The organism is Variovorax paradoxus (genome assembly GCF_902712855.1).
GTDB classification, from domain to species: Bacteria; Pseudomonadota; Gammaproteobacteria; order Burkholderiales; family Burkholderiaceae_C; genus Variovorax; species Variovorax paradoxus_Q.
Map to the genome: position 1 here is coordinate 3,127,711 of NZ_LR743507.1, position 22,643 is coordinate 3,150,353.

A 22,643-nucleotide genomic window follows, 5' to 3' on the forward strand; every position below is an offset into this window, starting at 1 on the left:
TTGGATACCCACCCCGAGGCCCTGTTCAGCCGGCTTCGGGGAGTGTTCTGCCTCAGTGGAGGCGCGTCGAGCGGTGGGCCGTGGCCAAGGTTTCGGCAGCTTCGAGCGCCGCAAGGCGGTCGAGCTCTGCGCACACGTCGGCCATGCGGCCGGAGATGAGGACACGGTCGCTGCGCTGCTGCCCCTTGCCGTCGACCACGCGCACCACGCGAAGAGGGCGGGTGGGGGCGATGGCTGCAGCGGTGGTCGGTGCCGTGGCCCCGCCGGAGCGGGCACTGCAGCCCGGCCGCACTGCCACGTAGCGCAGGCCGGCCGAATTGTCGGCGTGGTCGAGACGGTCCCGGGCGTGGGGGCGGCGCGCCGGGATCAATCGATTGGCAAGCGACTGCAGCGGCATCCAGAAATCAGCGATGGCGAGGAGGGCGATTCCCATGTGAACTCCAAAAAAGTATGAGGTTGAACACAGGCAGGATTTCTTGAATCGGCCGAGACAGGGTGATGACGACTTCGCGCCATACGCCCGCCACCTGTCGGAGCCGGATGGTTGCTGATGCAGCAGGCCGCGAGGCCTACATCAGCATCGTGTTGCGGATGAGGCCGACCGCGAGGCCTTCGATTTCGAACGGCTCTCCGGGCTGCACGATGATGGTCGGGTAGTCGGGGTTCTCGGCGTGCAGCTCGATGATCTGCTTGTTGCGCTTGAGACGCTTGACCGTCACTTCGTCGCCCAGCCGGGCAACCACGATCTGGCCGTTGCGCGCTTCCTTGGTGGCCTGCACTGCGAGCAGGTCGCCGTCCATGATGCCGGCGTCGCGCATCGACATGCCGCGCACCTTGAGCAGGTAGTCGGGCTGGCGCTGGAACAGCGTGTTCTCGACGTAGTAGGTCTGGTCGACATGCTCCTGCGCCAGGATCGGGGAACCGGCTGCGACGCGACCGATGAGCGGAAGCGCCAACTGGGCCATGCCCGGGAGCGAAAGCGAGAACTGGTTGCCTTCACGATGGCGCGTTTCGTTGAGCGAACGCAGCGCGTCGCCCTTGAGGCGGATGCCGCGCGAGGTGCCGCTGACCAGCTCGATGACACCCTTGCGCGCAAGCGCCTGCAAGTGCTCTTCTGCGGCGTTGGCGGACTTGAACCCCAGCTCATTGGCGATTTCTGCGCGCGTGGGTGGCGCACCGGTACGTGCGATGGCGCTCTGGATCAGGTCCAGGATCTGCTGCTGGCGGGCTGTAAGCTTCACGGCGAACTGCATGTGTGGTTCCTTGCGGCACTGGCTAGATATCCAGTACCTGTATTTTTAACCAGTTTTTAAAAGTTGACAAGTGATGGTCAATTCCTTTTCGCCGAACGCGCGTCGCGTGGTGGTCCTGGGCACCGGCGGCACCATCGCAGGCAGGGCCGCCAGCAGCGCCGACAACATCGGGTACAAGGCCGGCGAGGTGGATGTGGCGGATCTGCTAGGTGGTATCGACGCACCGCCGGGCGTGACGCTGGTGGCGGAGCAGGTCGCCCAGGTCGACAGCAAGGACATGGACTTCGATATCTGGCGCACGCTGGCGCAGCGGTGCGCGCACTGGCTGGGCCAGCCCGACGTCGCAGGTGTGGTGATCACGCATGGCACCGACACCCTCGAGGAAACAGCTTTCTTCCTGCACTCCGTGCTGGACGCGATGAAGCCTGTCGTACTGACCTGCGCGATGCGGCCGGCGACTGCACTGGCGCCTGACGGGCCGCAGAACGTGCGGGATGCGATCAGTGTGGCCGCGACCGAGGGCGCGCGCGGCGTGACGGCGGTGTGCGCCGGAACCGTGCACAGTGGCGTCGATGTCCAGAAGGTCCACACCTACCGGCTCGATGCGTTCGCCTCGGGCGATGCGGGGCCCATCGGCTACGTGGAAGAGGGCGAAGTGCGGCTGGTGCGCGCCTGGCCCAGCGCGGCCACTCGGCGAGTAGCACCGGTCTTCGAACCTGGCGACGTGCAATGGCCGCGCGTGGAGATCGTCATGAGCCATGCGGGCGCGAGCGGGGCGGTGGTCGATGCGCTCGTGCAATCGGGCACAGGCGGCTCCGATCCGTTGCGAGGGCTTGTGCTTGCCACGACGGGCAACGGCACGGTGCACTACCTGCTCGAGGCGGCAGCGCTGAAAGCGCAAGATGGCGGCATCGCGGTGCGCCGTGCGACCCGATGCGCCAACGGACGCATCCTGCCGAAAGAAGGCGATGCGCTGCGCGACGCAGGCGCGCTGACGCCAGTGAAGGCGCGGATCGCGCTGATGCTCGAGTTGCTGGGAAAGTGAAGCCGGAAGCCGCCCTGCGCCATGCGCGAAAGGGCGGCTGCGAAATCAGCTGCTCAGTGCGGCCAACGCACGTTGAGTGATTTCGTCGACCGTGCCCACGCCCTTGATGGCGCGGTACTTCGGCGCAGCGGCCGGATCGGCTTTGGCCCAGGCGGAGTAGTAGTCCACCAGCGGGCGCGTCTGCTGGCTGTACACGTCCAGGCGCTTGCGCACGGTTTCTTCCTTGTCGTCTTCGCGCTGGATCAGGTCCTCGCCCGTCACGTCATCCTTGCCTTCCGCCTTGGGCGGGTTGAACTTGACGTGGTAGGTGCGGCCCGAAGCCGGGTGCGAGCGACGGCCGCTCATGCGCTCGATGATGTCGCCGAAGGGCACATCGATCTCGAGCACGTAGTCGAGCTTGACGCCGGCCGCCTTCATGGCGTCAGCCTGGGGAATGGTGCGGGGAAAGCCGTCGAACAGGAAGCCGCTGGCGCAGTCGTCTTGCGCGATGCGTTCCTTCACGAGATTGATGATCAGGTCGTCGCTGACCAGCGCGCCCGCGTCCATGACGGCCTTGGCTTGCAGTCCCAGTGGTGTACCGGCCTTGACGGCGGCGCGCAACATGTCGCCGGTCGAGATCTGCGGGATGCTGTATTTCTGGCAAATGAAGGCCGCTTGCGTGCCTTTGCCCGCCCCGGGCGCGCCCAGCAAAATTAGTCTCATGGTGTCCTCGGACGGTTCTTAGATTTTGTGTCGCACCGAGCGGCGGCCTGAGGGCAGGGCTAGGCGGAGTTGCTTCGAGGATAGCACGCGTGCCCGCAGCGGAATCTCCGCAGTTTCAGCAGGCATGGCGGCCATCTCAGGGCTTTGGAGCGGCCGCGAAGACCGCGCGCACGCGCGCCAGATCGTCGGGAGTGTCGATGCCCGGTCCGGGTGCGACGTGGCTCACATGCACCGCGATGCGATGCCCGTGCCACAGCGCGCGCAGTTGCTCCAGCGCTTCGGTCGCCTCGACGGGCGCCGGGGGCAACGAGGGGAATTTGCGCACGAAGCCCGCGCGGTAGCCGTAGATGCCGATGTGGCGCAGCGGCGCCGGGCTGGGCAGCGCGGCGGGTGCGGCACCGCCGGCCGAGCCGTCGCGCCACCACGGGATGGGTGCCCGGCTGAAGTACATGGCATTGCCTTGTGCATCGAGCACGGCCTTCACCACGTTCGGATTCATGAAGTCGCCGACCGAATCGATCTCGTGCGCTGCGGTGCTCATCGCCGCTTCGGCGTGCGTGGCCAGCGTGGATGCCACGGCGTCGATCAGTGCCGGGTCGATCAGCGGTTCGTCCCCTTGCACATTGACCACGATGTCGTCGCCGTCCAGGCCCAGTTGCTCGCAGGCCTCGGCCAGCCGGTCGGTGCCGCTGGGGTGGTCCTGGCGTGTCAGGATGGCCTCGACGCCATGTGCCTTGCATGCGGAAATGATGGAAGGATCGTCACCGGCCACCACCACGCGTGCGGCGCCGGATTCGCTGGCGCGCCGGGCGACGCGCACCACCATGGGCACGCCGGCGATGTCGGCCAGGGGTTTGTTGGGAAGCCGTGTCGACGCGAGGCGCGCCGGCACCAGAACTGTGAAGCTCACAGCCCGAGCTCTTCGTCGGACAGCGTGCGTGCCTCGTTTTCGAGCAGCACCGGAATGCCGTCGCGCACCGGGTAGGCGAGGCGCGCGCTGCGCGAACAGAGCTCCTGCTTCTCGGGGTTCCAGGTCAGCGGACCCTTGGTGACGGGGCAGACGAGCAGTTCAAGCAGCTTGGTATCCATCGAGCGATGATAGCTTTGCGTCGAGCGCGCTGAAGAACTCCGCGGAAGGCGTGAACTCCAGTGGCACGGCCAGTGCATCTGGCACCTTGCGCCACAGCTTGACGGCATCCTTCTCGGTACACAGCAACGGCAGGGACGCATCGCCGGGCCTCAGCCAGCCTTCGAAATCGCTGTGGTCGGGCAGGGCACAGGTTTCCGCGAGCGTCAGGCCGCGCGCGCGCAGCATGCCGAAAAACGCTTCCGGCCGGGCGATGGCTGCCAGCGCCGTCACTGGCTTGCCGGCCAGGGTGCGCAACGGCACGCGCCGGCCGTCGCTGGCCAGCGCATCCTGCGCGAGGCTCCGGGTTGCGGTGTACCCGCCGGCGAACGCCGGCTTCGAGCCGCTGTGCAGCACGAGGTCGCAATGCCGTGGCCACGCCTCGCGCAACGGCCCGGCGGGCAGTCGCCAGCCATTGCCGATGCCCCGGTCGTCGAACACGCAGATCTCGATGTCGCGGCCCAGCGCCAGATGCTGCAGCCCGTCGTCGCTGACGATGACCTGCGTGGCCGGATGCTGCTGCAGCAGCGCGCGCGCCGCCTCGATCCGCTTGCGGGCCACGAACACCGGCGCCTTCGTGGCGTGGTGGATCAGCGCAGGTTCATCGCCGACATCGCGTGGTTCGCTCCCGTCGAGCACCTCGCGGCAGTCGTCGGTGCGCCGGCCATAGCCGCGCGACACCACGCCCACCCGCAACCCGCGCGCCTGAAGGTGTCGCACCACGGCCATCACCACCGGCGTCTTTCCGGCACCGCCGGCGATCACGTTGCCGACCACGATGACTGGCACAGGCACGCGCTCAGACTGCGACCATCCGAGGCGATAGGGCAGGCCCCGCAAGGCGAAGAGCGCTGCGTAAAGCAGCGACAGCGGCCACAGCGCGCAGGCCAGCGGACCACGTCGCAGCCAGGCGGCCTGCAGCCGTGAGGCCGAGGCCGCGCCGGTGCTGCTTCGGCCGTCGGCAGGCACTCAGTGTCCGGCTTGCGCCGTCGACTGCGCTGCGAAGGTGATCTGCATCAGGCCGGCGCGGCGCGCGGCTTCCATGACCGTGATGACGGCCTGGTGCGGGCTGGTGGCGTCGGCGCTGATGATCACCACGCTGTCCTTGCCGCCGGTGGCTGCGGCCGCCAGCGCCGCGGTCACGGTCTCGACGCTGCGATCGGCCACCGGGGTCTTGTTGATCGAGTAGCGGCCATCGGCCGACACGGCCACGATCACTTCCTTAGGATAGTCGCGCTGCGCGTCGACGTCCGCCGTCGGCAGCCGCAGTTGCATCTCCGTGAACTTGCTGTACGTGGTCGACAGCATCAGGAAGATCAGGATGACCAGCAGCACGTCGATGAACGGGATCAGGTTGATCTCAGGCTCGTCGCGCGCACCGTGGCGGAACTGCATGCGCCCTCGGGTCATGACCGGCCTCCGCCAAGCCGCCTCGAGGAAGCGGACGCGCCCCCGTCTGACTGCGCCGCATGCGCTCTCGCAAGCGTGAGGGCCGTCATTTGCGCAGCGCGTTCAGGTGGCGGGCGAAGCGCTCGCCGGACAACTCGAGGTTCAGCAGGTATTCGTCGACGCGGCTGCGGAAGTAGCGCCAGAAGATCAGCGTCGGAATGGCCACGATCAGGCCGAAGGCGGTATTGTACAGCGCGATCGAGATGCCGTGCGCCAGCTGCGCCGGGTTGCCCGAGCCGACGGCTCCGCTGCCGGGCGACTGCGAGCCGAAGATCTCGATCATGCCGATCACCGTACCCAGCAGGCCCAGCAACGGAGCGGCCGAGGCGATGGTGGCGAGTGCCGGAAGGTAGCGTTCCAGCTTGTGCGCCACCGTGCGGCCAGAGGCTTCCATGGCTGCGCGAAGGTCGTCTTCGGTGCAACGCGGGTTGGCGTTGAGCGCCCGGAGTCCGGCGGCCAGAACCTGGCCCAGCATCGAGTTGCGTTCCAGCTTGGTCACCACGTCAGGTCCGGGAATGGCGCCGTGCGACACGGTGATGGTTTCGTCGAGCAGCTTCGGCGGCAGCACCCTCACGGTCTTCAGGCTCGTGAAACGTTCTATAACCAGCGCGAGCGCAATGACCGAACAAGCGAGCAAGGGCCAGATCGGCCAACCCGCGGCAACTATGATGGAAAACAAGAAAATCCTCCGGTCCGTAGACTGCAAATGCGCGGCGATTATCCACTGAGCCAACCATCGGCACGCACCTACTTTCGGTGTCGGCGGGGACGCACAGATTCTGTGGATAACTTTGTGATTAACCTGCCGCGCAACCGGCCCGAACCCGCATGGGATGGCCGTTTCGCTGGAACGACTGAATTTTGAGCAGCACTTTATTCAATGAAATCAATGGCTTGCACGAGGAACCGTGCGCCTGTACTAGCGTTCGAGTGGTGAGCGCGGGGCGTGTTGCTCGTTGTGGAAGAGTGGCATCGCGCCATGCGTGCGAGCGGTGAGCATGCGTGATACGAATTCCGCCCCGGGGCCGCGCATCTGGGCGGTCGGCGCCCTCTGCCGAGCGGTCGCGGACGCCCTCGATGCGCGCTTCAACCCTGTCACAGTTCGTGGCGAGATTTCGGGCTTTTCTCGCGCGTCGAGTGGACATTGTTACTTCGCGCTCAAGGACGAGTCTGGCCAACTGCGTTGTGCGATGTTCCGCCGCGCAGCCGGGCTGCTCGATTTTTCTCCCCGTGACGGCGACCAGGTCGAGGTGCGTGGACGCCTTGCCGTCTACGAGCCGCGCGGCGATCTGCAATTGGTGGTCGAAAGCCTCCGGCGTGCCGGGCAAGGTGCGTTGTTCGAGCAATTCATGCAGCGCAAGGCGCGGCTCGAGGCGGAAGGGCTCTTCGATCCGGCGCGCAAGCGGGCGCTGCCTGCGATGCCGCGCGCGGTCGGTGTCGTCACGTCGCTGGGCGCCGCGGCCTTGCATGATGTCGTCACGGCATTGCGGCGGCGTGTTCCACACATTCCGGTCGTGCTCGCTCCGGCGGCAGTGCAGGGCGCCAACGCGCCCGGCGAGTTGGTGCGTGCGCTGCAGTCGCTCTACGCACTCGACGAACCCAGGGTCGATGTCATCCTGCTCGTGAGGGGTGGAGGTTCCATCGAGGATCTCTGGGCGTTCAACGACGAGACGCTGGCGCGCACCATCGTGCAGAGCCCGGTGCCGCTCATCAGCGGGGTCGGGCACGAGACCGACTTCACCATCGCCGACTTCTGCGCCGACCTGCGTGCGCCCACGCCGACGGCCGCGGCCGAGCTCGTCAGCGCGCCGCGCGACCTGTGGCTCGGAGCCATCGATCTGCTGGATGAACGATTGAACGATGCGCTGGGAAGTCGTCTGGACGCGCTCGGACAGCGGCTTGACCAGGCGGCGGGGCGCCTGGGCCGTCCCTCGAACCTTGTCGCGCGGCAGCAGCTTCGGCTTGCACACCATGCGCAGCGCTTGCAGTACGCCGTGCTGTCGCGACGTCAGCGGCTGGCGCAGGTGCCGCGTGTCATCGCCTCCGACTTCCCTTTGAAATTCGAGCGTGCGCTGGCCCAGCGACGCGAGCGCCTCGAGCGCGTGGCGCTGCGCCTGCGGTTGCTCGACCCCGCGTTGGTGTTGCAGCGTGGCTATGCGTGGCTGACCGACACGGATGGTCATGCCATCGTCAGCGCCAGGCAACTCAAGGCCGGCGACGCGGTCACGGCACGGCTGGCCGATGGCGAGGTCGACATGACCGTCACTTGGAGCGATGCGACGGGAACGCGTCCGACGCGACCGCGATGATTAATTCCTAGAATCCTTGATTCCCACAACCAACCCACGAGAAAAAACCATGGAACATGTGCTCCCACCCCTGCCGTACGCACTCGACGCATTGGCCCCCGAATATTCGAAGGAAACCCTCGAGTACCACTACGGCAAGCACCACAACGCCTACGTGGTGAACCTCAACAACCTGCAGAAGGGCACCGAATTCGAGTCGATGACGCTCGAGGAGATCGTCAAGAAGTCCAGCGGCGGCATCTACAACAACGCTGCGCAGATCTGGAACCACACCTTCTTCTGGAACTGCATGAAGCCGCAAGGCGGCGGCGCTCCGACCGGCGCGCTGGCCAAGGCCATCGATGCCAAGTGGGGCAGCTACGACGCGTTCAAGGAAGCCTTCGTGAAGTCGGCCGTGGGCAACTTCGGCTCGGGCTGGACGTGGCTGGTGAAGAAGGCCGACGGTTCGGTGGACATCGTGAACACCGGCGCCGCCGGCACGCCGCTGACCACCGCCGACACCGCGCTGCTGACGGTGGACGTCTGGGAACACGCCTACTACATCGACTACCGCAACCTGCGCCCGAAGTTCGTCGAGACCTTCCTGGCCAAGCTGGCCAACTGGGACTTCGCGGCGAAGAACTTCGGCTGATACCGAGCTTCGCCCAACGAAAAAGCCGACCTCCGGGTCGGCTTTTTTTGCGCTCTTCCCGCCTGGAGGCGGCAGGAACTCAGCGTTTGGTGGCCGCGAACAGCTCGCCGCCGATCTTCGCACCCTTCTTGATGTTCTTCTTGGCGAACCAACCCTGGTTCATCTCGAGCACGTATCGCACCGGTTCCAGCGAGCAGTGCGAGTTCTCGGTCATCGGCTGCATGTCGACCAGGTTGACGATGCGGCCATCGTCGGCCACGAACGCGGCGGTCAGCGGAAGAATGGTGTTGCGCATCCAGAAGCACTGCGTGGCAGGTTGCTCGAAGACGAAGATCATGCCTTCTGCCTGCGGCATCTCCTTGCGGAACATCAGGCCGATTTCGCGTTGCCGAGGGGTTTGCGCGATCTGCGTGTCGATCTTGTAGAGGCCGATCGACAGCTGCGTGCGTTGCAGGTCGGTCTGGGGAAGCTGTTGCTGCTGGGCGTGCGAAGACGTCATGAAGGACGCGGACACGAGGAGCAGGGCGGCGAGACGCTTGAACATCGGACGACTCTTTCAGGACGGGATCGAGGCCCCGCCTAACTCAAAAAATGCCAATAAAAAATGCCCGCTGATGCGGGCATTGCCGGTGGGCTGGAAAGCTTACACCTTCTTGGTAGCGGCGGTGTGAGCCTTGGCCACGTGACGGACCTTGTGCTTCTTGGCGGCAACGTGCTTCTTGGCAGTGGCGTGCTTGGCGGCCTTCGGCGCTGCGGGAGCGGCCTTGGCGGGTTCGGCTTGTTGAGCGAAAGCACCAGCAGCGAAGAGGCCGGCGACCAGGGCTGCGAGCAGCTTGTTCATGGAGAAATCCTTTGAAATTCGTTGATCTGGATAGCCCTTCCCCTCGGAAGGTAGACATTCAACGGACCCTGCACGAAGCGGTTGACAGTCATTCCACGACGATGGGCGAAAAAAAAACGCTCCGATGGAGCGCTTTTTTCGGGAGGCCGGCCGAATCAGTTCGGGGTGCCGCCTTGGGTCGACTTGCGCTTGATGCTGCCGTCCTTGTTGCGACGACGTTGGTCGCGGGTTTCGGCGCGCTTCTCGCCAGAGGCAGCGGCCTTGTCGGCACCGATGGCGCCGCCTTCGGGCGTCTTGGCTTCGTCGCCGGCAGCAGCCTTGACTTGACCAGCGGGCTTGCCAGCCTTCTTCGTTTCAGCGCGTTGTTGCGACTTGCTGTTGCTGGCGTTACCTTGCTCGGGCGTGGTGCCGGTGGGGTTTTGGGCATATGCACCGGCGGCAAACAGGCCGGCGATCATGACTGCGAGAACTTTGCTCATTGATGATTCCTCTATCGAGAATTGGTTGGAAACGCCTCCCGGCGAGCAGAAGGTCAGCCACTAACGAGCCCATTGGCTCGCCGGTTGACAAACGCCCGCTGATGGGTTGCGTCTAAAATGTACAGCGATTTGTTCACAGTCTGTACAGCGAATCCACCCCGTGTCTGAATTCGCTGACACTCGTCAAAATTAAGTCGATCCCCAGAGCCGAACCCCCTCATGACCAGTTATCAGCACATCAAAGTCCCGACCGAAGGTCAGAAGATCACGGTCAATGCCGACAACTCGCTCAATGTGCCTGACGAACCGATCATTCCTTTCATTGAAGGCGACGGCACCGGCCTGGACATCACGCCCGTCATGCTGAAGGTGGTCGATGCCGCAGTCGCCAAGGCCTACGGCGGCAGGAAGAAGATCCACTGGATGGAGGTCTATGCCGGAGAGAAGTCGACCAAGGTCTACGGCCCCGACGTTTGGCTTCCCGAGGAAACGCTGCAGGCGGTGCGCGACTACGTCATTTCCATCAAAGGCCCTCTCACCACACCCGTCGGTGGCGGCATCCGCTCGCTGAACGTCGCGTTGCGCCAGGAACTCGACCTGTACGTCTGCTTGCGGCCCATCCAGTATTTCAAGGGCGTGCCCAGCCCGGTGCGCGAGCCGCACAAGACCAACATGGTCATCTTCCGCGAGAACTCGGAAGACATCTATGCGGGGATCGAGTTCGAAGCCGAAAGCGACAAGGCCAAGAAGCTCATCAAGTTCCTGCAGGACGAAATGGGCGTCAAGAAGATCCGCTTTCCCGAGACGTCGGGCATCGGCGTCAAGCCCGTGTCGATCGAGGGCACCGAGCGCCTGGTGCGCAAGGCGTTGCAGTACGCCATCGACAACGACAAGCCCAGCGTCACCTTGGTGCACAAGGGCAACATCATGAAGTTCACCGAAGGTGGCTTCCGTGACTGGGGCTACAACCTGGCGGCCAAGGAGTTCGGCGCCGAGCTCATCGATGGCGGGCCTTGGATGAAGTTCAAGAATCCGAAGTCTGGCAAGGAAATCACCGTCAAAGACAGCATCGCCGATGCGTTCCTGCAGCAGATTCTTCTGCGTCCCGCCGAGTACAGCGTGATTGCTACGCTCAACCTCAACGGTGACTACGTGTCCGACGCGCTGGCCGCGCAGGTCGGTGGCATCGGCATTGCCCCCGGCGCGAACATCAGCGACACCGTCGCCATGTTCGAAGCCACGCATGGCACCGCTCCCAAGTACGCCGGCAAGGACTACGTCAATCCTGGCTCCGAGATCCTCTCGGCCGAAATGATGCTGCGCCACATGGGCTGGAAAGAAGCCGCCGATCTCATCATCCGTTCGATGGAAAAGTCGATCGTCAGCAAGACGGTGACCTATGACTTTGCGCGGCTGATGGATGGCGCCACGCAGGTGAGCTGTTCGGGTTTCGGGCAGGTCATGATCGACAACATGTAGTTGCTTCCCATCTTTCCGGTGTCTGGAACACCGCGCCAAGGCCCTTGAATTTCCGCAAAGGAATTCAAGGGCTTTTTTGTTTCGGGTGACCCGTCCTGACCTGGGTTGACACCTTTTCCTCTCAGAAAAGGCAAGTCAATGGAATCAGGCATCAAACGCACGCAGAGCGACTACACGCTGGCTTTTAAGCTGTCGGTGGTCGATCAGGTAGAAAAAGGCGAGCTCACGTACAAGCAGGCCCAGGAGCGCTACGGCATCCAGGGTCGCTCGACGGTGTTGGTGTGGCTGCGCAAGCATGGCCGCCAGAGCTGGGGTTCGGCATCATGTCGGCTTCCCATGCCAGTACCGATCAAGAATTCCGCATCGCCATCCGCTGCGCCGCTGACTCCTGAGCAGAGGATCAAGGCTCTCGAAGTCCAGCTTCGCGAGGCCAATGAGAAGGCTCAGTTGTTCGAGGCCGTGCTCGATGTCCTGAAGAAGGACTATGGGGTGCGTGTCGTAAAAAAGCCTTCGGGCAAGTCCTCTCGCAAAAGCTCGTCCCGGGGCTGAGCGTGTTGAGGGCTTGCCGCCATTGGGGCGTCAGCCGCCAGGCTTACTACCAACAACTGCAGCACCAGCAGCAATGCCGTGCCCGTTCTGACACAGTGATCGAGCTTGTGCGTTCCGTGCGCCTGCGCCAGCCGCGGCTGGGCGCGCGCAAGCTGCACCATCTTCTCAAGCAGCCGCTGCACCAGGCCAACGCGAGCCTGGGGCGCGATGCGTTGCTGGACGTGCTGCGCGAGGCCCACATGCTGGTTCAGCCCAGGCGGGCGTATCACAAGACCACCGACAGCCATCACCGGTTGCGCCGTCATCCCAACCTGCTCAAGCAGGGGCCGGATCAGGTGCGCCCCACCGGCAGCGAGCAGGTCTGGGTGGCTGACATCACCTACCTGCCGACCGATCAAGGATTCGTCTATCTCAGCCTGGTGACGGATGCGTGGTCGCGCAAGATCGTGGGCCATCACGTGCACGACAGCCTGCACACCGAGCAGGTCAGCCGGGCGCTGAAGGTGGCGCTCAAGGGCCGCAAGACTGGGCAAATGCTGGTGCATCACCCGGACAGGGGCATCCAGTACTGCTCGAACGACTATCAGGAAATCCACCGCCGCCACGGCATCGCCTGCTCGATGACGGACGGCTACGACTGCTATCAGAACGCGCTGGCCGAGCGCGTCAACGGGATCTTGAAGATGGAGTTCCTGCTGCACCGGCCTGCCGATCTGACCCAGGCCAGCCGGATGGTCCAGCAGGCCGTGCAGATCTACAACCAAGAGAGACCGCACCTGTCCCTAAAATTGAAAACGCCCGATGAGGTTCATCGGGCGTCTGTTGCCGGCTGGATCAAGCCGGCTGTGTGTCCTTCATAGGTGTCAACCTATGGCAGGACGGGTCAGGGTGGTCTGCAGATCAACTCGCGTTTTTATTGCCGCTACTACTTTGGAAATAGGTTGAACTGACTCGAATAGGCAAACTTCACGGATCAATTGCAAGCCTCTTGCGAGGTAACGATTGATTGAAACTGTGCTTGTCGTGCCCCTCGGCAAGGCCTCCAGAATCGCGCTCATTCCAGAAAGCATAGGGAGCGCAAAGTGGACGAAAAGAAGGCGAGGAAGGTTCCGAGAACCCTGGGTTCGGCCAGCAGATCGGCAGGACCTGCAGCCGCACGCTGCATGCCTGAAGTCGCGCCATGACCATCGCGCGCAGGGCCTTGTTCGGCAAGCTCGATCTCACGTTGTTTCGTGGCATCGAGTCCGCGACCGCTTTCGCGCGGCTTCGCGGCAATCCCCATGTCGAGCTGGTGCATTGGCTCCACCAACTCTGGCAACTCAACGACAGCGATCTGCATCGCATTTGCCGTCACCACGATGTCGACATGCCGACCGTCGGCAGGGATCTGGCTTCCGCCTTGTCTACGCTTCCATCCGGCGCGACGTCGCTGACCGATTTCTCGCACCACATCGAACTGGCCATCGAGCGCGCATGGGTGCTGGCCAGCCTCGAGTTCGGGGATCGGCGCGTCCGCGGTGCGTGGCTGCTCGCCGCCTTGCTGCAGACCCCCGAGTTGCGCCGCACGCTGCTCGGCATGTCGTCGGCATTTCAACGCATTCCTGTCGACGGGTGGGCCGATGCGGCGGCTGCCATCTTCGTCGGCTCCCCAGAAGACAACGAGGGACCGCACGACGGCTCCGGCCTGCCGCATGCCATGCCGGGCGAGTCCAGCGGGGCCATCGCCAAAAGCGCTGACGGCAAATCCGCGTTGGCCCGGTATTGCACCGACTTGACCGAGCGCGCACGCGAGGGGCAAATCGATCCGGTCGTTGGCCGGAGGCATGAAATTCGCACGATGGTCGACATCCTCCTGCGGCGCCGCCAGAACAACCCTCTGCTGACCGGAGAGGCCGGTGTCGGCAAGACCGCGGTGGTCGAAGGCCTGGCTCTCGCCATCGTCGGTGGTGAAGTCCCGCCAACGCTGCGCAGTGCGCGCCTCTACAGCCTCGATGTCGGCGCGCTGCTAGCCGGTGCAAGCATGCGGGGCGAGTTCGAATCCCGACTGAAGTCACTGCTCGAGGAGGCGGCAGGATCGGCGCAACCGGTGATCCTGTTCATCGACGAGATGCACACCCTGATAGGTGCAGGTGGACAGGCCGGCACTGGCGATGCAGCCAACCTGCTCAAGCCTGCATTGGCGCGCGGCACGTTGCGGACCATCGGAGCGACGACGTGGAGCGAGTACAAGCGCCACATCGAGAAGGATCCCGCCCTGACTCGTCGCTTCCAGACGCTGCAGGTAGCAGAACCCGAGGAAGCCAATGCCATCGAGATGGTGCGAGGACTGGCTTCCACTTTTGCCGCCCATCACGGCGTCACCTTGCTCGACGAGGCGGTGCGTGCGGCGGTCACGTTGTCCCATCGCTATATCCCGGCGCGGCAACTGCCCGACAAGGCGATCAGCCTGCTCGACACCGCGTGCGCGCGAGTCGCCATGTCCTTGCATACGCCGCCGGCAGGAGTCGAACGGTTGCGTGAGCAAGCCGAGGCCTTGCAGGTCGAGCTCCACCTGCTGTCGCAGGAGCATCTTGTGGCGCACGACAGGGATAACCGCGCCAAGGCAGTACAGGCCGCAAGGGCGAAGCTCTCCGCCACCGTCAACGCCCTCGTTGTGCAGGAGGCAAGGTGGCATGACGAACTCGCGGCGGTCGAGGAACTTCATGCATTGAGAAAGAGTGAGGGAGGCCGCAGACACGAGGCGGGCCGCGCCGAGGGCGATCCGCTCTCGGCGCGGCTGATCGCCCTCGAAGAGGACCTGCGCTCGCGGCGGCAAGACATGCAGGACGCGCCGTTGATCTTTCCGCAGGTCGATGAGTCCGTGGTTGCGGCGATCGTGGCCGACTGGACCGGCATACCCGTCGGCCGAATGGTCAATGACGAAGTGGCAGCAGTGTTGAGCCTGCAGTCCAGGCTCGGAGAGCGAGTGATCGGCCAGGACGAGGCGCTTGCCGCCATCGCCGAGCGCGTTCAGGTTGCGCGGTCTCGTCTTTGCGATCCGGGCAAGCCTGTGGGAGTGTTCCTTCTTGCAGGCCCCTCCGGCGTCGGCAAGACGGAGACTGCATTGGCGCTGGCGGAGTCGATGTATGGCGGCGAGCAGAACCTCATCACCATCAACATGAGCGAATTCCAGGAGCCGCATACGGTGTCGACGCTGAAGGGGGCACCACCGGGATATGTAGGGTTCGGCGAGGGAGGCGTGCTGACCGAAGCCGTGCGGCGCAGACCGTACAGCGTGATCCTGCTCGACGAGATCGAGAAGGCACATCCTGACGTGCATGAGCTCTTTTACCAGGTGTTCGACAGAGGGTGGATGGAGGACGGCGAGGGCAGGCACATCGACTTCAGGAACACCACGATCCTGCTGACGAGCAACGCTGGCGCCGGGCAGATTGCAGGCCTTTGCGATGGCGCCACGGCGACGCCCGGCGTTGAGTTGCTTCGCGAAGCGCTGCATCCCATCCTGCGCGAGGTCTTTCCTGCTGCCTTCCTGGGACGGCTGTCGGTGGTGCCCTATCTGCCGCTTGACGCGGAGGCCCTGCGCAGCATCGTTGTGCTGCAACTTGATCGGCTGGTCGATCGCATGAAGACGCAACACGGCGTCGAGCTTGCCTATACGCCAGCGGTCGTTGCAGAGGTCATTGCGCGCTGTGATGCCCACGAGAGCGGTGCCCGGCGACTGACCGGCTTCATCGAACAGAAGCTGTTTCCGGTTCTTTCACGCCAGTGGCTCGGCGCATTGCTCGAACGCAGGACCATCGTCCGGATGTCCATCGACGCGAACCCGCCCAACAGTGCCATCGGCCACGAATTCCAAGGAGGGGAGGCCATCGTCTGCCACACCGAGTACGCCTGATTTTTTCGGCCCGCCGCCTTCCGTCCACCGATTGCGTCCGGTCCTTGTTCCGTCTTTTTTCAGCAGGGAGTTTTTATGACCAACAACAGCAGTCAGAAGTTCATCGCCCGAAACCGGGCGCCGCGCGTACAGATCGAATACGACGTGGAGATCTATGGTTCCGAAAAGAAGATCGAGCTGCCCTTCGTGATGGGTGTGCTGGCCGATCTTTCCGGCAAGCCCGTCGAGGCGCTGCCGCCGGTCGTGGAGCGCAAGTTCCTCGAAATCGACATCGACAGCTTCGACGAGCGCATGAAGGCCATCCAGCCGCGCGTGGCGTTTGCAGTGCCGAACACGTTGACGGGTGAGGGCCAGCTCATGGTCGACATCACCTTCGAGAGCATCGATGACTTCTCGCCCGCCGCAGTGGCCCGCAAGGTCGAACCGCTGAGCCGCCTCCTTGAGGCACGCACGCAGCTAGCCAATCTGCAGACCTACATGGACGGCAAGGCTGGCGCCGAAAGCCTGGTCAACAAGCTGCTGCAAGACCCGGCGCTCATGAAGTCACTGGCACAGGCTCCCAGGCCCAGCCGGCCGGCCAGCAACGACGAGTCCGCCGCCACATCGGCGTCCTGACCCCATCGCACGGAAAACCAGATGATCACCACCAGCGACCCAGTCCGCCATGTGCCAGAGGTGGCACAGCATGCCAGCCCTTCCGACTTCGCATCCTTGCTGGATCGTGAGTTCAGACCCAAGACCGAAGAGGCACGTGACGCCGTCGAAGCCGCCGTACGCACGCTGGCCGAGCAGGCGCTCGTCAATGCGGCGACCATGACAGACGACGCATACAGCAGCATCGAAGCCATCATCGCCGAGATTGACCGCAAGCTGTCCGAGCAGATCAACCTCGTGCTTCACACCGAGGACTTCCAGAAGGTCGAGTCGGCCTGGCGCGGCATGCACCACCTCGTCTACAACACCGAGACCGACGAGAAACTCAAGATCCGCTTCATGGATGTGTCCAAGGACGAGGTTCGCCGCACGCTGCGCCGCCACAAGGGCATCGCGTGGGACCAGAGCCCGATCTTCAAGCGCATCTACGAGGAGGAATATGGCCAGCTCGGCGGCGAGCCCTATGGTTGTCTCGTGGCCGACTATTACTTCGACCACACGCCGCCCGACGTCGAACTGCTCGCCGCCATCGCACGGATATCCGCGGCGTCCCATGCTCCTTTCATCGCGGGTTCGGCGCCGTCATTGCTGGGCATGGAGTCGTGGCAGGAACTCGCGAATCCTCGCGACCTCGCCAAGATCACCTCGAACCTCGAGCATGCGCCCTGGAACTCGTTGCGCAGTACCGAGGATTCGCGCTACGTCGGCCTCGCGATGCCGCGCTTTCTCTCGCGCCTGCCTTATGGGGCGAAGACCAATCCGGTGGACGAATTCGATTTCGAAGAGGAAACCGAAGGGGCCGACCATCGCAACTACGTGTGGAGCAATGCGGCCTACGCCATGGCGGTCAACATCAATCGAAGCTTCAAGCTCTACGGCTGGTGCACCATGATCCGCGGCGTGGAATCCGGCGGCACGGTCGAGAACCTGCCTTGCCATACGTTCCCCACGGACGATGGCGGCTTCGACATGAAGTGCCCGACGGAGATCGCCATCTCGGACCGCCGCGAAGCCGAGCTTGCCAAGGCCGGCCTCATTCCGCTGGTGCATCGCAAGAACACCGACCATGCCGCCTTCATCGGTGCGCAGTCGGTGCAGAAGCCGCAGGAGTACATGGACCCTGACGCGACGGCCAACGCGAACCTGTCGGCACGGCTGCCCTACCTGTTCGCCAGCACGCGCTTCGCTCATTACTTGAAGTGCATCGTGCGCGACAAGATCGGCTCGTTCAAGGAGCGCGAGGACATGCAGCGCTGGCTCAACGAATGGATCATGCATTACGTCGATGCCGACCCCGCCAACTCCTCGCAGGAGACCAAGGCCCGCCGGCCGCTCGCCGCAGCCGAAGTCGTGGTCGAGGACATCGAAGGAAACCCGGGCTACTACAGCGCCAAGTTCTTCTTGCGGCCGCACTTCCAGCTCGAAGGGCTGACCGTCTCGCTGCGGCTGGTCGCGAAGCTGCCGTCTCTCAAGGAAGCCGCCTGATTCCATCGCGGCGAATCGTTCGATGAAGTGGCGCGCAGATGCCACGTTCCTGGTTCAGGGCGTCGCCAAGAGCGCCAGGACCTCGTCACTGTCACATCACAAACATCACAAGCTCAGGGAGTATTCATGGCTCAAGACATTTTTCTGAAAATCAATGGCATCGAAGGCGAGTCGCAGGATGCCGACCACAAGAACGAGATCGAGGTCCTGGCTTTCAACTGGAAGGCTTTCCAGGAATCCACCATGCACGCAGGCTCGGGCGGCGGCGCCGGCAAGGCGACGGTGGACGACCTGGAATTCGACCACTACGTGGACCGGTCGAGCCCGAACCTCATGAAGTACTGCCTGACCGGCAAACACGTACAGGAAGCCAGGCTGACCGTGCGCAAGGCAGGCGGCAACCCGCTCGAGTACCTCAAGTTCACGTTCAGCGACGTGATCATCACGGCCATCCAGCCTTTCGGCTCGAACTCCGACGAAATGCGCGTCAAGGAGCGTGTGCGCTTGTCGTTCTCCAAGATCAAACAGGAATATGCGGTGCAGAACGCACAGGGCGGCAGCGGCGGCGCCGTGACCGCAGGCTACGACATCAAGGGCAACAAGGAGTCCTGAGTCATTCCGCTCGGCCCCTGGATTCGTCCAGGGTTTCCGGCACTGGGCCGTGCGCCGCGCCTTTGCGCGCTGCATGGCCCGGTGCCGGGCTTTTCGACGCTCAGCCTCTTCTTTTTTCGTCTGCACAACATGGCCTCCAATGTGTCCGGATTCCGCGGATTTCTCGTCGCAAAGGTGACCTTGCTGCTTGTTTCCGTAGCGCTTGCACTGGGCAGTGCTTTGCCTGCCCATGCGCAGTTCTCCTTTCCCCGGGAGCAGACCAGCCTGAACATCACCATTGCGGCGGATGCGGGCGTCAACCCGGACGACAAGGGCAGGGCGGCACCGATCCTCGTGCGCATCTACGAACTGAAGTCCGAGGCCACTTTCGAATTGGCCGACTACTTCTCCCTCAGCACGAACGACAAGACCGTCATGGCCGGCGACCTGCTGATGCGTGACGAGTTCATCTTGCGCCCGGGCGACGTGAAGACCATCAAGCGCAAGTCGCATCCGGACATCGGTGCCGTCGGCGTCATTGCAGGCTACAGAGAGCTGGCCCAAGCCGACTGGCGTGCGGTGCAGAAGGTCGACCCGGCACCCGAGGCGGCGTGGTACCGCTCGGTCGTGCCTGCCAACAAGCTCAGGCTGCAGATCAATCTGCAGTCGAAGGGCATACGGCTCACGCCCATCAAGTGAGCCCGGCGGCTCGCACTCACAACGATCGATCTCATGAGCTGGTACAACAAAGTCGCGTGGAGCGAAGGGCTCTTTCTGCGCCCGCAGCTGTTTCAACAACAGGAGCGATACCTCGAGCATCTGGCGCACAAGCGAGCCGCGTCGCTCAGTCCGTTCTATTGGGGATTCAGCCACTACAGCATCGATGCCGAATCGCTGTCGCTCGGCAAGCTGGTGCTCGGTAGCGCCGCCGGCATCTTTGCAGATGGCACACCGTTCGATGCGCCTGGCCAGACACCGCCGCCCGCGCCACTTACCGTGCTGCCCGAGCACATCGAGCAAGTCATCTGTCTCGCCGTGCCCATCCGCACACCGAATGGCGAGGAAACCACCTTTGACGATCCGGCTGCTTCAACGGCCTCTTTGGCGCGTTTTTCGGTGTTCGACACCGAACTGCGCGACGCCAATTCCGTCGGTCAGGGACCGAAAACGGTGCAGCTCTCCAGACTGCGCCTGCGGTTGCTCCCGCAGCGCGAACTGACCGATGCCTGGATCGGTCTTCCGCTTACCAAAGTCACGGTCCTGCGTTCCGACGGCAGCATTGCGATCGATTCGAACCTCATTCCGCCGGTGTCAGGCTACGGCGCAAGTCCGCTGCTGACGGACTGGCTGACGAACCTCCATGGCCTGTGCCGGCTGCGGGCGCAGTCGCTGGCGGCGCGGCTCAGCGGCAACGACGGCAAGTCGAGCGAGGCGGCAGAGGTGTCCGATTTTCTGCTGTTGCAGATCCTCAATCGCTACGAACCCTTGCTGGAGCACTGGCTGAGAGTGCGCGAAACCTCGCCCGAGTCGCTCTACACCGCACTGCGGACCCTGAGCGGGGAACTGGCAACCTTCGTGCGCGCGAGCACTCGGCGACCCGAGTCCCACCCCGCATACCAGCATGTCGACCCGTATCTGTCCTTCAGGGAACTGGTGGGCGATGTGCAGGCGCTGCTCAATGACGTGCTGGTGCGCAGCGCCCAGAACATTCCTTTGGCCGATCGGGTCAACGGCGTGCGCGTTGCGAGCGTCGAACCGTCCGAGTTGCAGGGTTTCTCGAGCCTCGTGTTCGCAGTGGCTGCGCACGTGCCCCCCGACCAGCTGGCCAGCCAGTTCCCCGCGCGCAGCAAGGTCGGTCCCAGCGACCGGCTCGCCGACCTCATCCGCTCGCACCTGCCAGGCATTCCGTTGCAGGCGTTGCCGGTGCCTCCGCGACAGATTCCGTTCAATGCGGGCTTCGTCTATTTCCAGATCGACCCCCGAGGCCCTTTGTGGGAACACATGGCCAGGCACGGGGGCCTCGCGCTGCACGTGGCAGGCGAGTTTCCCGGCCTGCGCCTCGAACTGTGGGGCGTGCGAGAGAAATGACTCACCGGAGCAATCCATGACCACGCCCATCACCAGCCTCCAGAAGGAGTACATCCGCCTGCTCGACAGCAGCACGGCGGCGATGACCATCGCGGGCGCCGACATGGCGCCTGGAGCGTTCGTCGGTGTCTCGTGGCGCAACCTGACCTTCTCGGGTTGCGACTTTGCCGGCGATGGCAACGTCAAGCTCAGTTCGATGAGCGACTGTCATTTCATCAACTGCCGGTTCCTCGCGCCGAGCCACGATTTCGGCGTGATGGAGCGAGTGAGCTTCAGCCAGTGCCGCTCGCAAGGGCGTTCCATCTTCAGCGGTCGGGACGGCAGCCGTGGCGTGGTGTTCGAGGGCTGCACTTTCTCGGGAGGCAGCTCTGCGCCGGCGGAGTTCGAAGGCATCGGCTGCACGGGAGAGGTCGTGTTCCGGCGTTGCACCGGCCATGGCGACGTGCTCGTGGCCGGCACACGACTGACCATCGAACACTGCCAGTTCGACAACATGACCTTTGTCATCGGACGCCAGCGCAGTCGGGGCGCGCAGCTGGCCGCCACCGTCGTGATCGAGCATTCGCAAGGCACCGGCGTCTGGCGACTGGTTGACGGGCGCATGAAGACCAGCCGTATCGAGAACAGCAGCTTCGAACGAATCGTCAACGACGGTTCCGAGTGCGAGGCCTGAGTACGCGCGCGTTCCCCATTTCCTTCGGCCCATCCATCTTTTCACGCGCCATGCTCTACAAAGAAGAATTCGACGATACGCTCGAAGGCACAAACCGGCTCGAACCCCACGGCGATCCGCTGGACGGCGCACTCCCAGCCCACGGGTTGAGCGAGGATCCGCCGCTGGCCCCGGAAGCAGCGGCTCAGAACCGCCTGCTGGCGGTGACTGCTGCCCAGAACCCATTGCTCGAGGCGGCACAGCCGCTGTTGCGAGCGTTGGCCGACATGCCCGCAACGCTCGGTGAAGACGGACCCGCAGTGATCCATCGATTGCTGGAGCGCGAGGTGGCGAGTTTTCAGTCGATCTGCAGCAGCGCGCAGATCAGGCACGAGCATGTCGTGGCTGCGAGCTATTCGCTGTGCACGGCGCTGGATGAAGCGGCCAACAGCACGGAGTGGGGAGGCGGAAAGGACGGCGAAGCCGGCGTCTGGGCCAGCCAGCAGCTGGCAGCCAAGTTTCACGGCGATACGAAAGGCGGCGACAAGTTCTTCCTGCTTGTGGGGCGCCTTGCCGCGAGTCCTCAGGAGCATATCGACCTGCTCGAGCTGATGTATCAGATCCTTGGCCTCGGGTTCGAAGGGCGTTTCAGCACCGCGGCCAACGGGCGACGGCAACTCGAGACGGTCCGCCATCGGCTGTTCACGCTGCTGGGCGTCGCACGTGGCGACGTCCCGCGTGAACTTTCACCGAACTGGAAAGGGGTCGGTACCGGCAGGTTCCGCCTGCTGCGCAGCGTACCTGTCTGGGTGACCGGCTCGGTGCTTTCGCTGGTGCTGTTCGGTTTTTTTGCTTGGTACAAGTACCAACTGCTTCTTCTCAGCGCTGAGGTGGAGGGGCGCATCGCAGCCATCGGTCGCATGCGGCCTCCGCCGCCTCCGCCCGCCAGGTCGTTGCGCCTCAAGGAGCTTCTGGCGCCCGAGATCGCTCGCGGGACCGTCAGCGTGGAAGAAGACGAACGGCGCAGCGCAGTCACCTTCAAGGGCGACGACATGTTCGTGGCGGGCAGGGCGCGCTTGAACGACAGGATCCTGCCGGTCCTGGCCAAGGTGGCCGATGAAATCAAGCAGGTTCCCGGCGCTGTGCAGGTCACTGGCCATTCGGACAACCAGCCCATCAGGACCCGCGATTTTCCCGACAACCAAGTATTGAGCGAGAAGCGTGCTGCGGCCGTCGCCGACGTGCTTCGGGGAAGGGGCGTAGCAGCGGCGCGCATCCGCACCGAAGGCCGGGGCGACGCCGTTCCGCTTGCCGACAACGCAACGGTCAGTGGTCGCGCGAAGAACCGCAGGGTCGACATCGTCGTTGCCCAGGGCGCGCAGCAGGCGCAACAACCTTCCGCAAGGCGCTGAGGC

General features: G+C 63.9%; 24 protein-coding genes. 13 read left to right on the top strand and 11 right to left on the bottom strand.

What is annotated here, in order from left to right:
• Positions 1-52 precede the first annotated feature (52 nt).
• Positions 53-433 carry a hypothetical protein gene (locus tag AACL56_RS14345; protein WP_339090476.1) on the bottom strand — a complete coding sequence of 127 codons (381 nt, stop codon included), beginning with the start codon at positions 431-433 and terminating at the stop codon, positions 53-55.
• Between the two features lie 136 nt (positions 434-569).
• On the bottom strand, positions 570-1,253 hold the full coding sequence (gene lexA, locus AACL56_RS14350) for a transcriptional repressor LexA (protein ID WP_339090477.1): 684 nt from the start codon (positions 1,251-1,253) through the stop codon (positions 570-572).
• 73 nt (positions 1,254-1,326) lie between these two features.
• On the opposite strand from lexA, the gene AACL56_RS14355 reads away from it, so the two are divergent.
• The gene (locus AACL56_RS14355; protein ID WP_339090478.1) at positions 1,327-2,298 is read left to right on the top strand and encodes an asparaginase; all 972 of its coding nucleotides are present in this window, start codon (positions 1,327-1,329) and stop codon (positions 2,296-2,298) included.
• Positions 2,299-2,343: 45 nt separating this feature from the next.
• On the opposite strand, the gene adk is transcribed toward AACL56_RS14355, so the two are convergent.
• The 6 genes from adk to AACL56_RS14385 all read right to left on the bottom strand — a co-directional run bounded on the left by adk (position 2,344) and on the right by AACL56_RS14385 (position 6,254).
• On the bottom strand, positions 2,344-3,000 hold the full coding sequence (gene adk, locus AACL56_RS14360) for an adenylate kinase (RefSeq protein ID WP_339090479.1): 657 nt from the start codon (positions 2,998-3,000) through the stop codon (positions 2,344-2,346).
• A 136-nt stretch (positions 3,001-3,136) separates the two neighbouring features.
• A complete protein-coding gene (gene kdsB / locus AACL56_RS14365; protein ID WP_339090480.1) occupies positions 3,137-3,910 on the bottom strand; it encodes a 3-deoxy-manno-octulosonate cytidylyltransferase in 774 nt (257 codons plus the stop codon).
• Positions 3,907-4,089: a Trm112 family protein gene (locus tag AACL56_RS14370; RefSeq protein ID WP_007836935.1), complete on the bottom strand. Its 183-nt coding sequence runs from the start codon at positions 4,087-4,089 to the stop codon at positions 3,907-3,909. Before AACL56_RS14370 ends, kdsB begins: the two co-directional genes overlap by 4 nt.
• Positions 4,070-5,095, bottom strand: a complete 1,026-nt coding sequence (gene lpxK / locus AACL56_RS14375; protein ID WP_339090481.1) for a tetraacyldisaccharide 4'-kinase — start codon at positions 5,093-5,095, stop codon at positions 4,070-4,072. The genes AACL56_RS14370 and lpxK overlap by 20 nt, the downstream gene beginning before the upstream one ends.
• Positions 5,096-5,521, bottom strand: coding sequence for an ExbD/TolR family protein (locus AACL56_RS14380; protein WP_371270115.1), 426 nt, complete (start codon positions 5,519-5,521; stop codon positions 5,096-5,098).
• A gap of 100 nt (positions 5,522-5,621) precedes the next feature.
• Positions 5,622-6,254 (bottom strand): MotA/TolQ/ExbB proton channel family protein, encoded by a 633-nt coding sequence (locus AACL56_RS14385; protein ID WP_056518718.1) that lies wholly within the window; start codon positions 6,252-6,254, stop codon positions 5,622-5,624.
• A 319-nt stretch (positions 6,255-6,573) separates the two neighbouring features.
• On the opposite strand from AACL56_RS14385, the gene xseA reads away from it, so the two are divergent.
• Positions 6,574-7,884: an exodeoxyribonuclease VII large subunit gene (gene xseA, locus AACL56_RS14390; protein WP_339090483.1), complete on the top strand. Its 1,311-nt coding sequence runs from the start codon at positions 6,574-6,576 to the stop codon at positions 7,882-7,884.
• A 49-nt stretch (positions 7,885-7,933) separates the two neighbouring features.
• Entirely contained in the window at positions 7,934-8,515 is a 582-nt protein-coding gene (locus tag AACL56_RS14395; RefSeq protein WP_339090484.1) for a superoxide dismutase, read from the top strand.
• A gap of 79 nt (positions 8,516-8,594) precedes the next feature.
• On the opposite strand, the gene AACL56_RS14400 is transcribed toward AACL56_RS14395, so the two are convergent.
• The 3 genes from AACL56_RS14400 to AACL56_RS14410 form a co-directional block, all read right to left on the bottom strand.
• Complete coding sequence (locus AACL56_RS14400; protein ID WP_339090485.1) at positions 8,595-9,059, bottom strand: DUF192 domain-containing protein; 465 nt, start codon at positions 9,057-9,059, stop codon at positions 8,595-8,597.
• Between the two features lie 99 nt (positions 9,060-9,158).
• Entirely contained in the window at positions 9,159-9,356 is a 198-nt protein-coding gene (locus tag AACL56_RS14405) for a hypothetical protein (RefSeq protein WP_339090486.1), read from the bottom strand.
• A 155-nt stretch (positions 9,357-9,511) separates the two neighbouring features.
• The gene (locus AACL56_RS14410) at positions 9,512-9,835 is read right to left on the bottom strand and encodes a cell envelope biogenesis protein TolA (protein ID WP_339090487.1); all 324 of its coding nucleotides are present in this window, start codon (positions 9,833-9,835) and stop codon (positions 9,512-9,514) included.
• A 219-nt stretch (positions 9,836-10,054) separates the two neighbouring features.
• Here AACL56_RS14410 and icd point away from each other — a divergent pair, with 219 nt between their 5' ends.
• The 10 genes from icd to tssL all read left to right on the top strand — a co-directional run bounded on the left by icd (position 10,055) and on the right by tssL (position 22,640).
• Positions 10,055-11,314 (top strand): NADP-dependent isocitrate dehydrogenase, encoded by a 1,260-nt coding sequence (icd, locus tag AACL56_RS14415; RefSeq protein WP_339090488.1) that lies wholly within the window; start codon positions 10,055-10,057, stop codon positions 11,312-11,314.
• Positions 11,315-11,452: 138 nt separating this feature from the next.
• A protein-coding gene (locus AACL56_RS14420) for an IS3 family transposase (RefSeq protein ID WP_339090489.1) occupies positions 11,453-12,723 on the top strand; the annotation gives its coding sequence in 2 pieces (ribosomal slippage) (positions 11,453-11,812 and positions 11,815-12,723; 1,269 coding nt in all).
• 320 nt (positions 12,724-13,043) lie between these two features.
• On the top strand, positions 13,044-15,758 hold the full coding sequence (gene tssH / locus AACL56_RS14425; RefSeq protein ID WP_339090490.1) for a type VI secretion system ATPase TssH: 2,715 nt from the start codon (positions 13,044-13,046) through the stop codon (positions 15,756-15,758).
• A gap of 75 nt (positions 15,759-15,833) precedes the next feature.
• Positions 15,834-16,373, top strand: coding sequence for a type VI secretion system contractile sheath small subunit (tssB, locus tag AACL56_RS14430; RefSeq protein ID WP_339090491.1), 540 nt, complete (start codon positions 15,834-15,836; stop codon positions 16,371-16,373).
• A 21-nt stretch (positions 16,374-16,394) separates the two neighbouring features.
• Positions 16,395-17,897: a type VI secretion system contractile sheath large subunit gene (gene tssC / locus AACL56_RS14435; RefSeq protein ID WP_339090492.1), complete on the top strand. Its 1,503-nt coding sequence runs from the start codon at positions 16,395-16,397 to the stop codon at positions 17,895-17,897.
• A gap of 126 nt (positions 17,898-18,023) precedes the next feature.
• Positions 18,024-18,509 carry an Hcp family type VI secretion system effector gene (locus tag AACL56_RS14440; protein WP_339090493.1) on the top strand — a complete coding sequence of 162 codons (486 nt, stop codon included), beginning with the start codon at positions 18,024-18,026 and terminating at the stop codon, positions 18,507-18,509.
• Between the two features lie 81 nt (positions 18,510-18,590).
• Complete coding sequence (tssJ, locus tag AACL56_RS14445; RefSeq protein WP_339090494.1) at positions 18,591-19,187, top strand: type VI secretion system lipoprotein TssJ; 597 nt, start codon at positions 18,591-18,593, stop codon at positions 19,185-19,187.
• Positions 19,188-19,220: 33 nt separating this feature from the next.
• Positions 19,221-20,576: a type VI secretion system baseplate subunit TssK gene (gene tssK, locus AACL56_RS14450; protein WP_339090495.1), complete on the top strand. Its 1,356-nt coding sequence runs from the start codon at positions 19,221-19,223 to the stop codon at positions 20,574-20,576.
• A gap of 16 nt (positions 20,577-20,592) precedes the next feature.
• Entirely contained in the window at positions 20,593-21,249 is a 657-nt protein-coding gene (locus tag AACL56_RS14455; protein ID WP_339090496.1) for a hypothetical protein, read from the top strand.
• 50 nt (positions 21,250-21,299) lie between these two features.
• A complete protein-coding gene (gene tssL, locus AACL56_RS14460) occupies positions 21,300-22,640 on the top strand; it encodes a type VI secretion system protein TssL, long form (protein ID WP_339090497.1) in 1,341 nt (446 codons plus the stop codon).
• Positions 22,641-22,643: the final 3 nt, after the last annotated feature.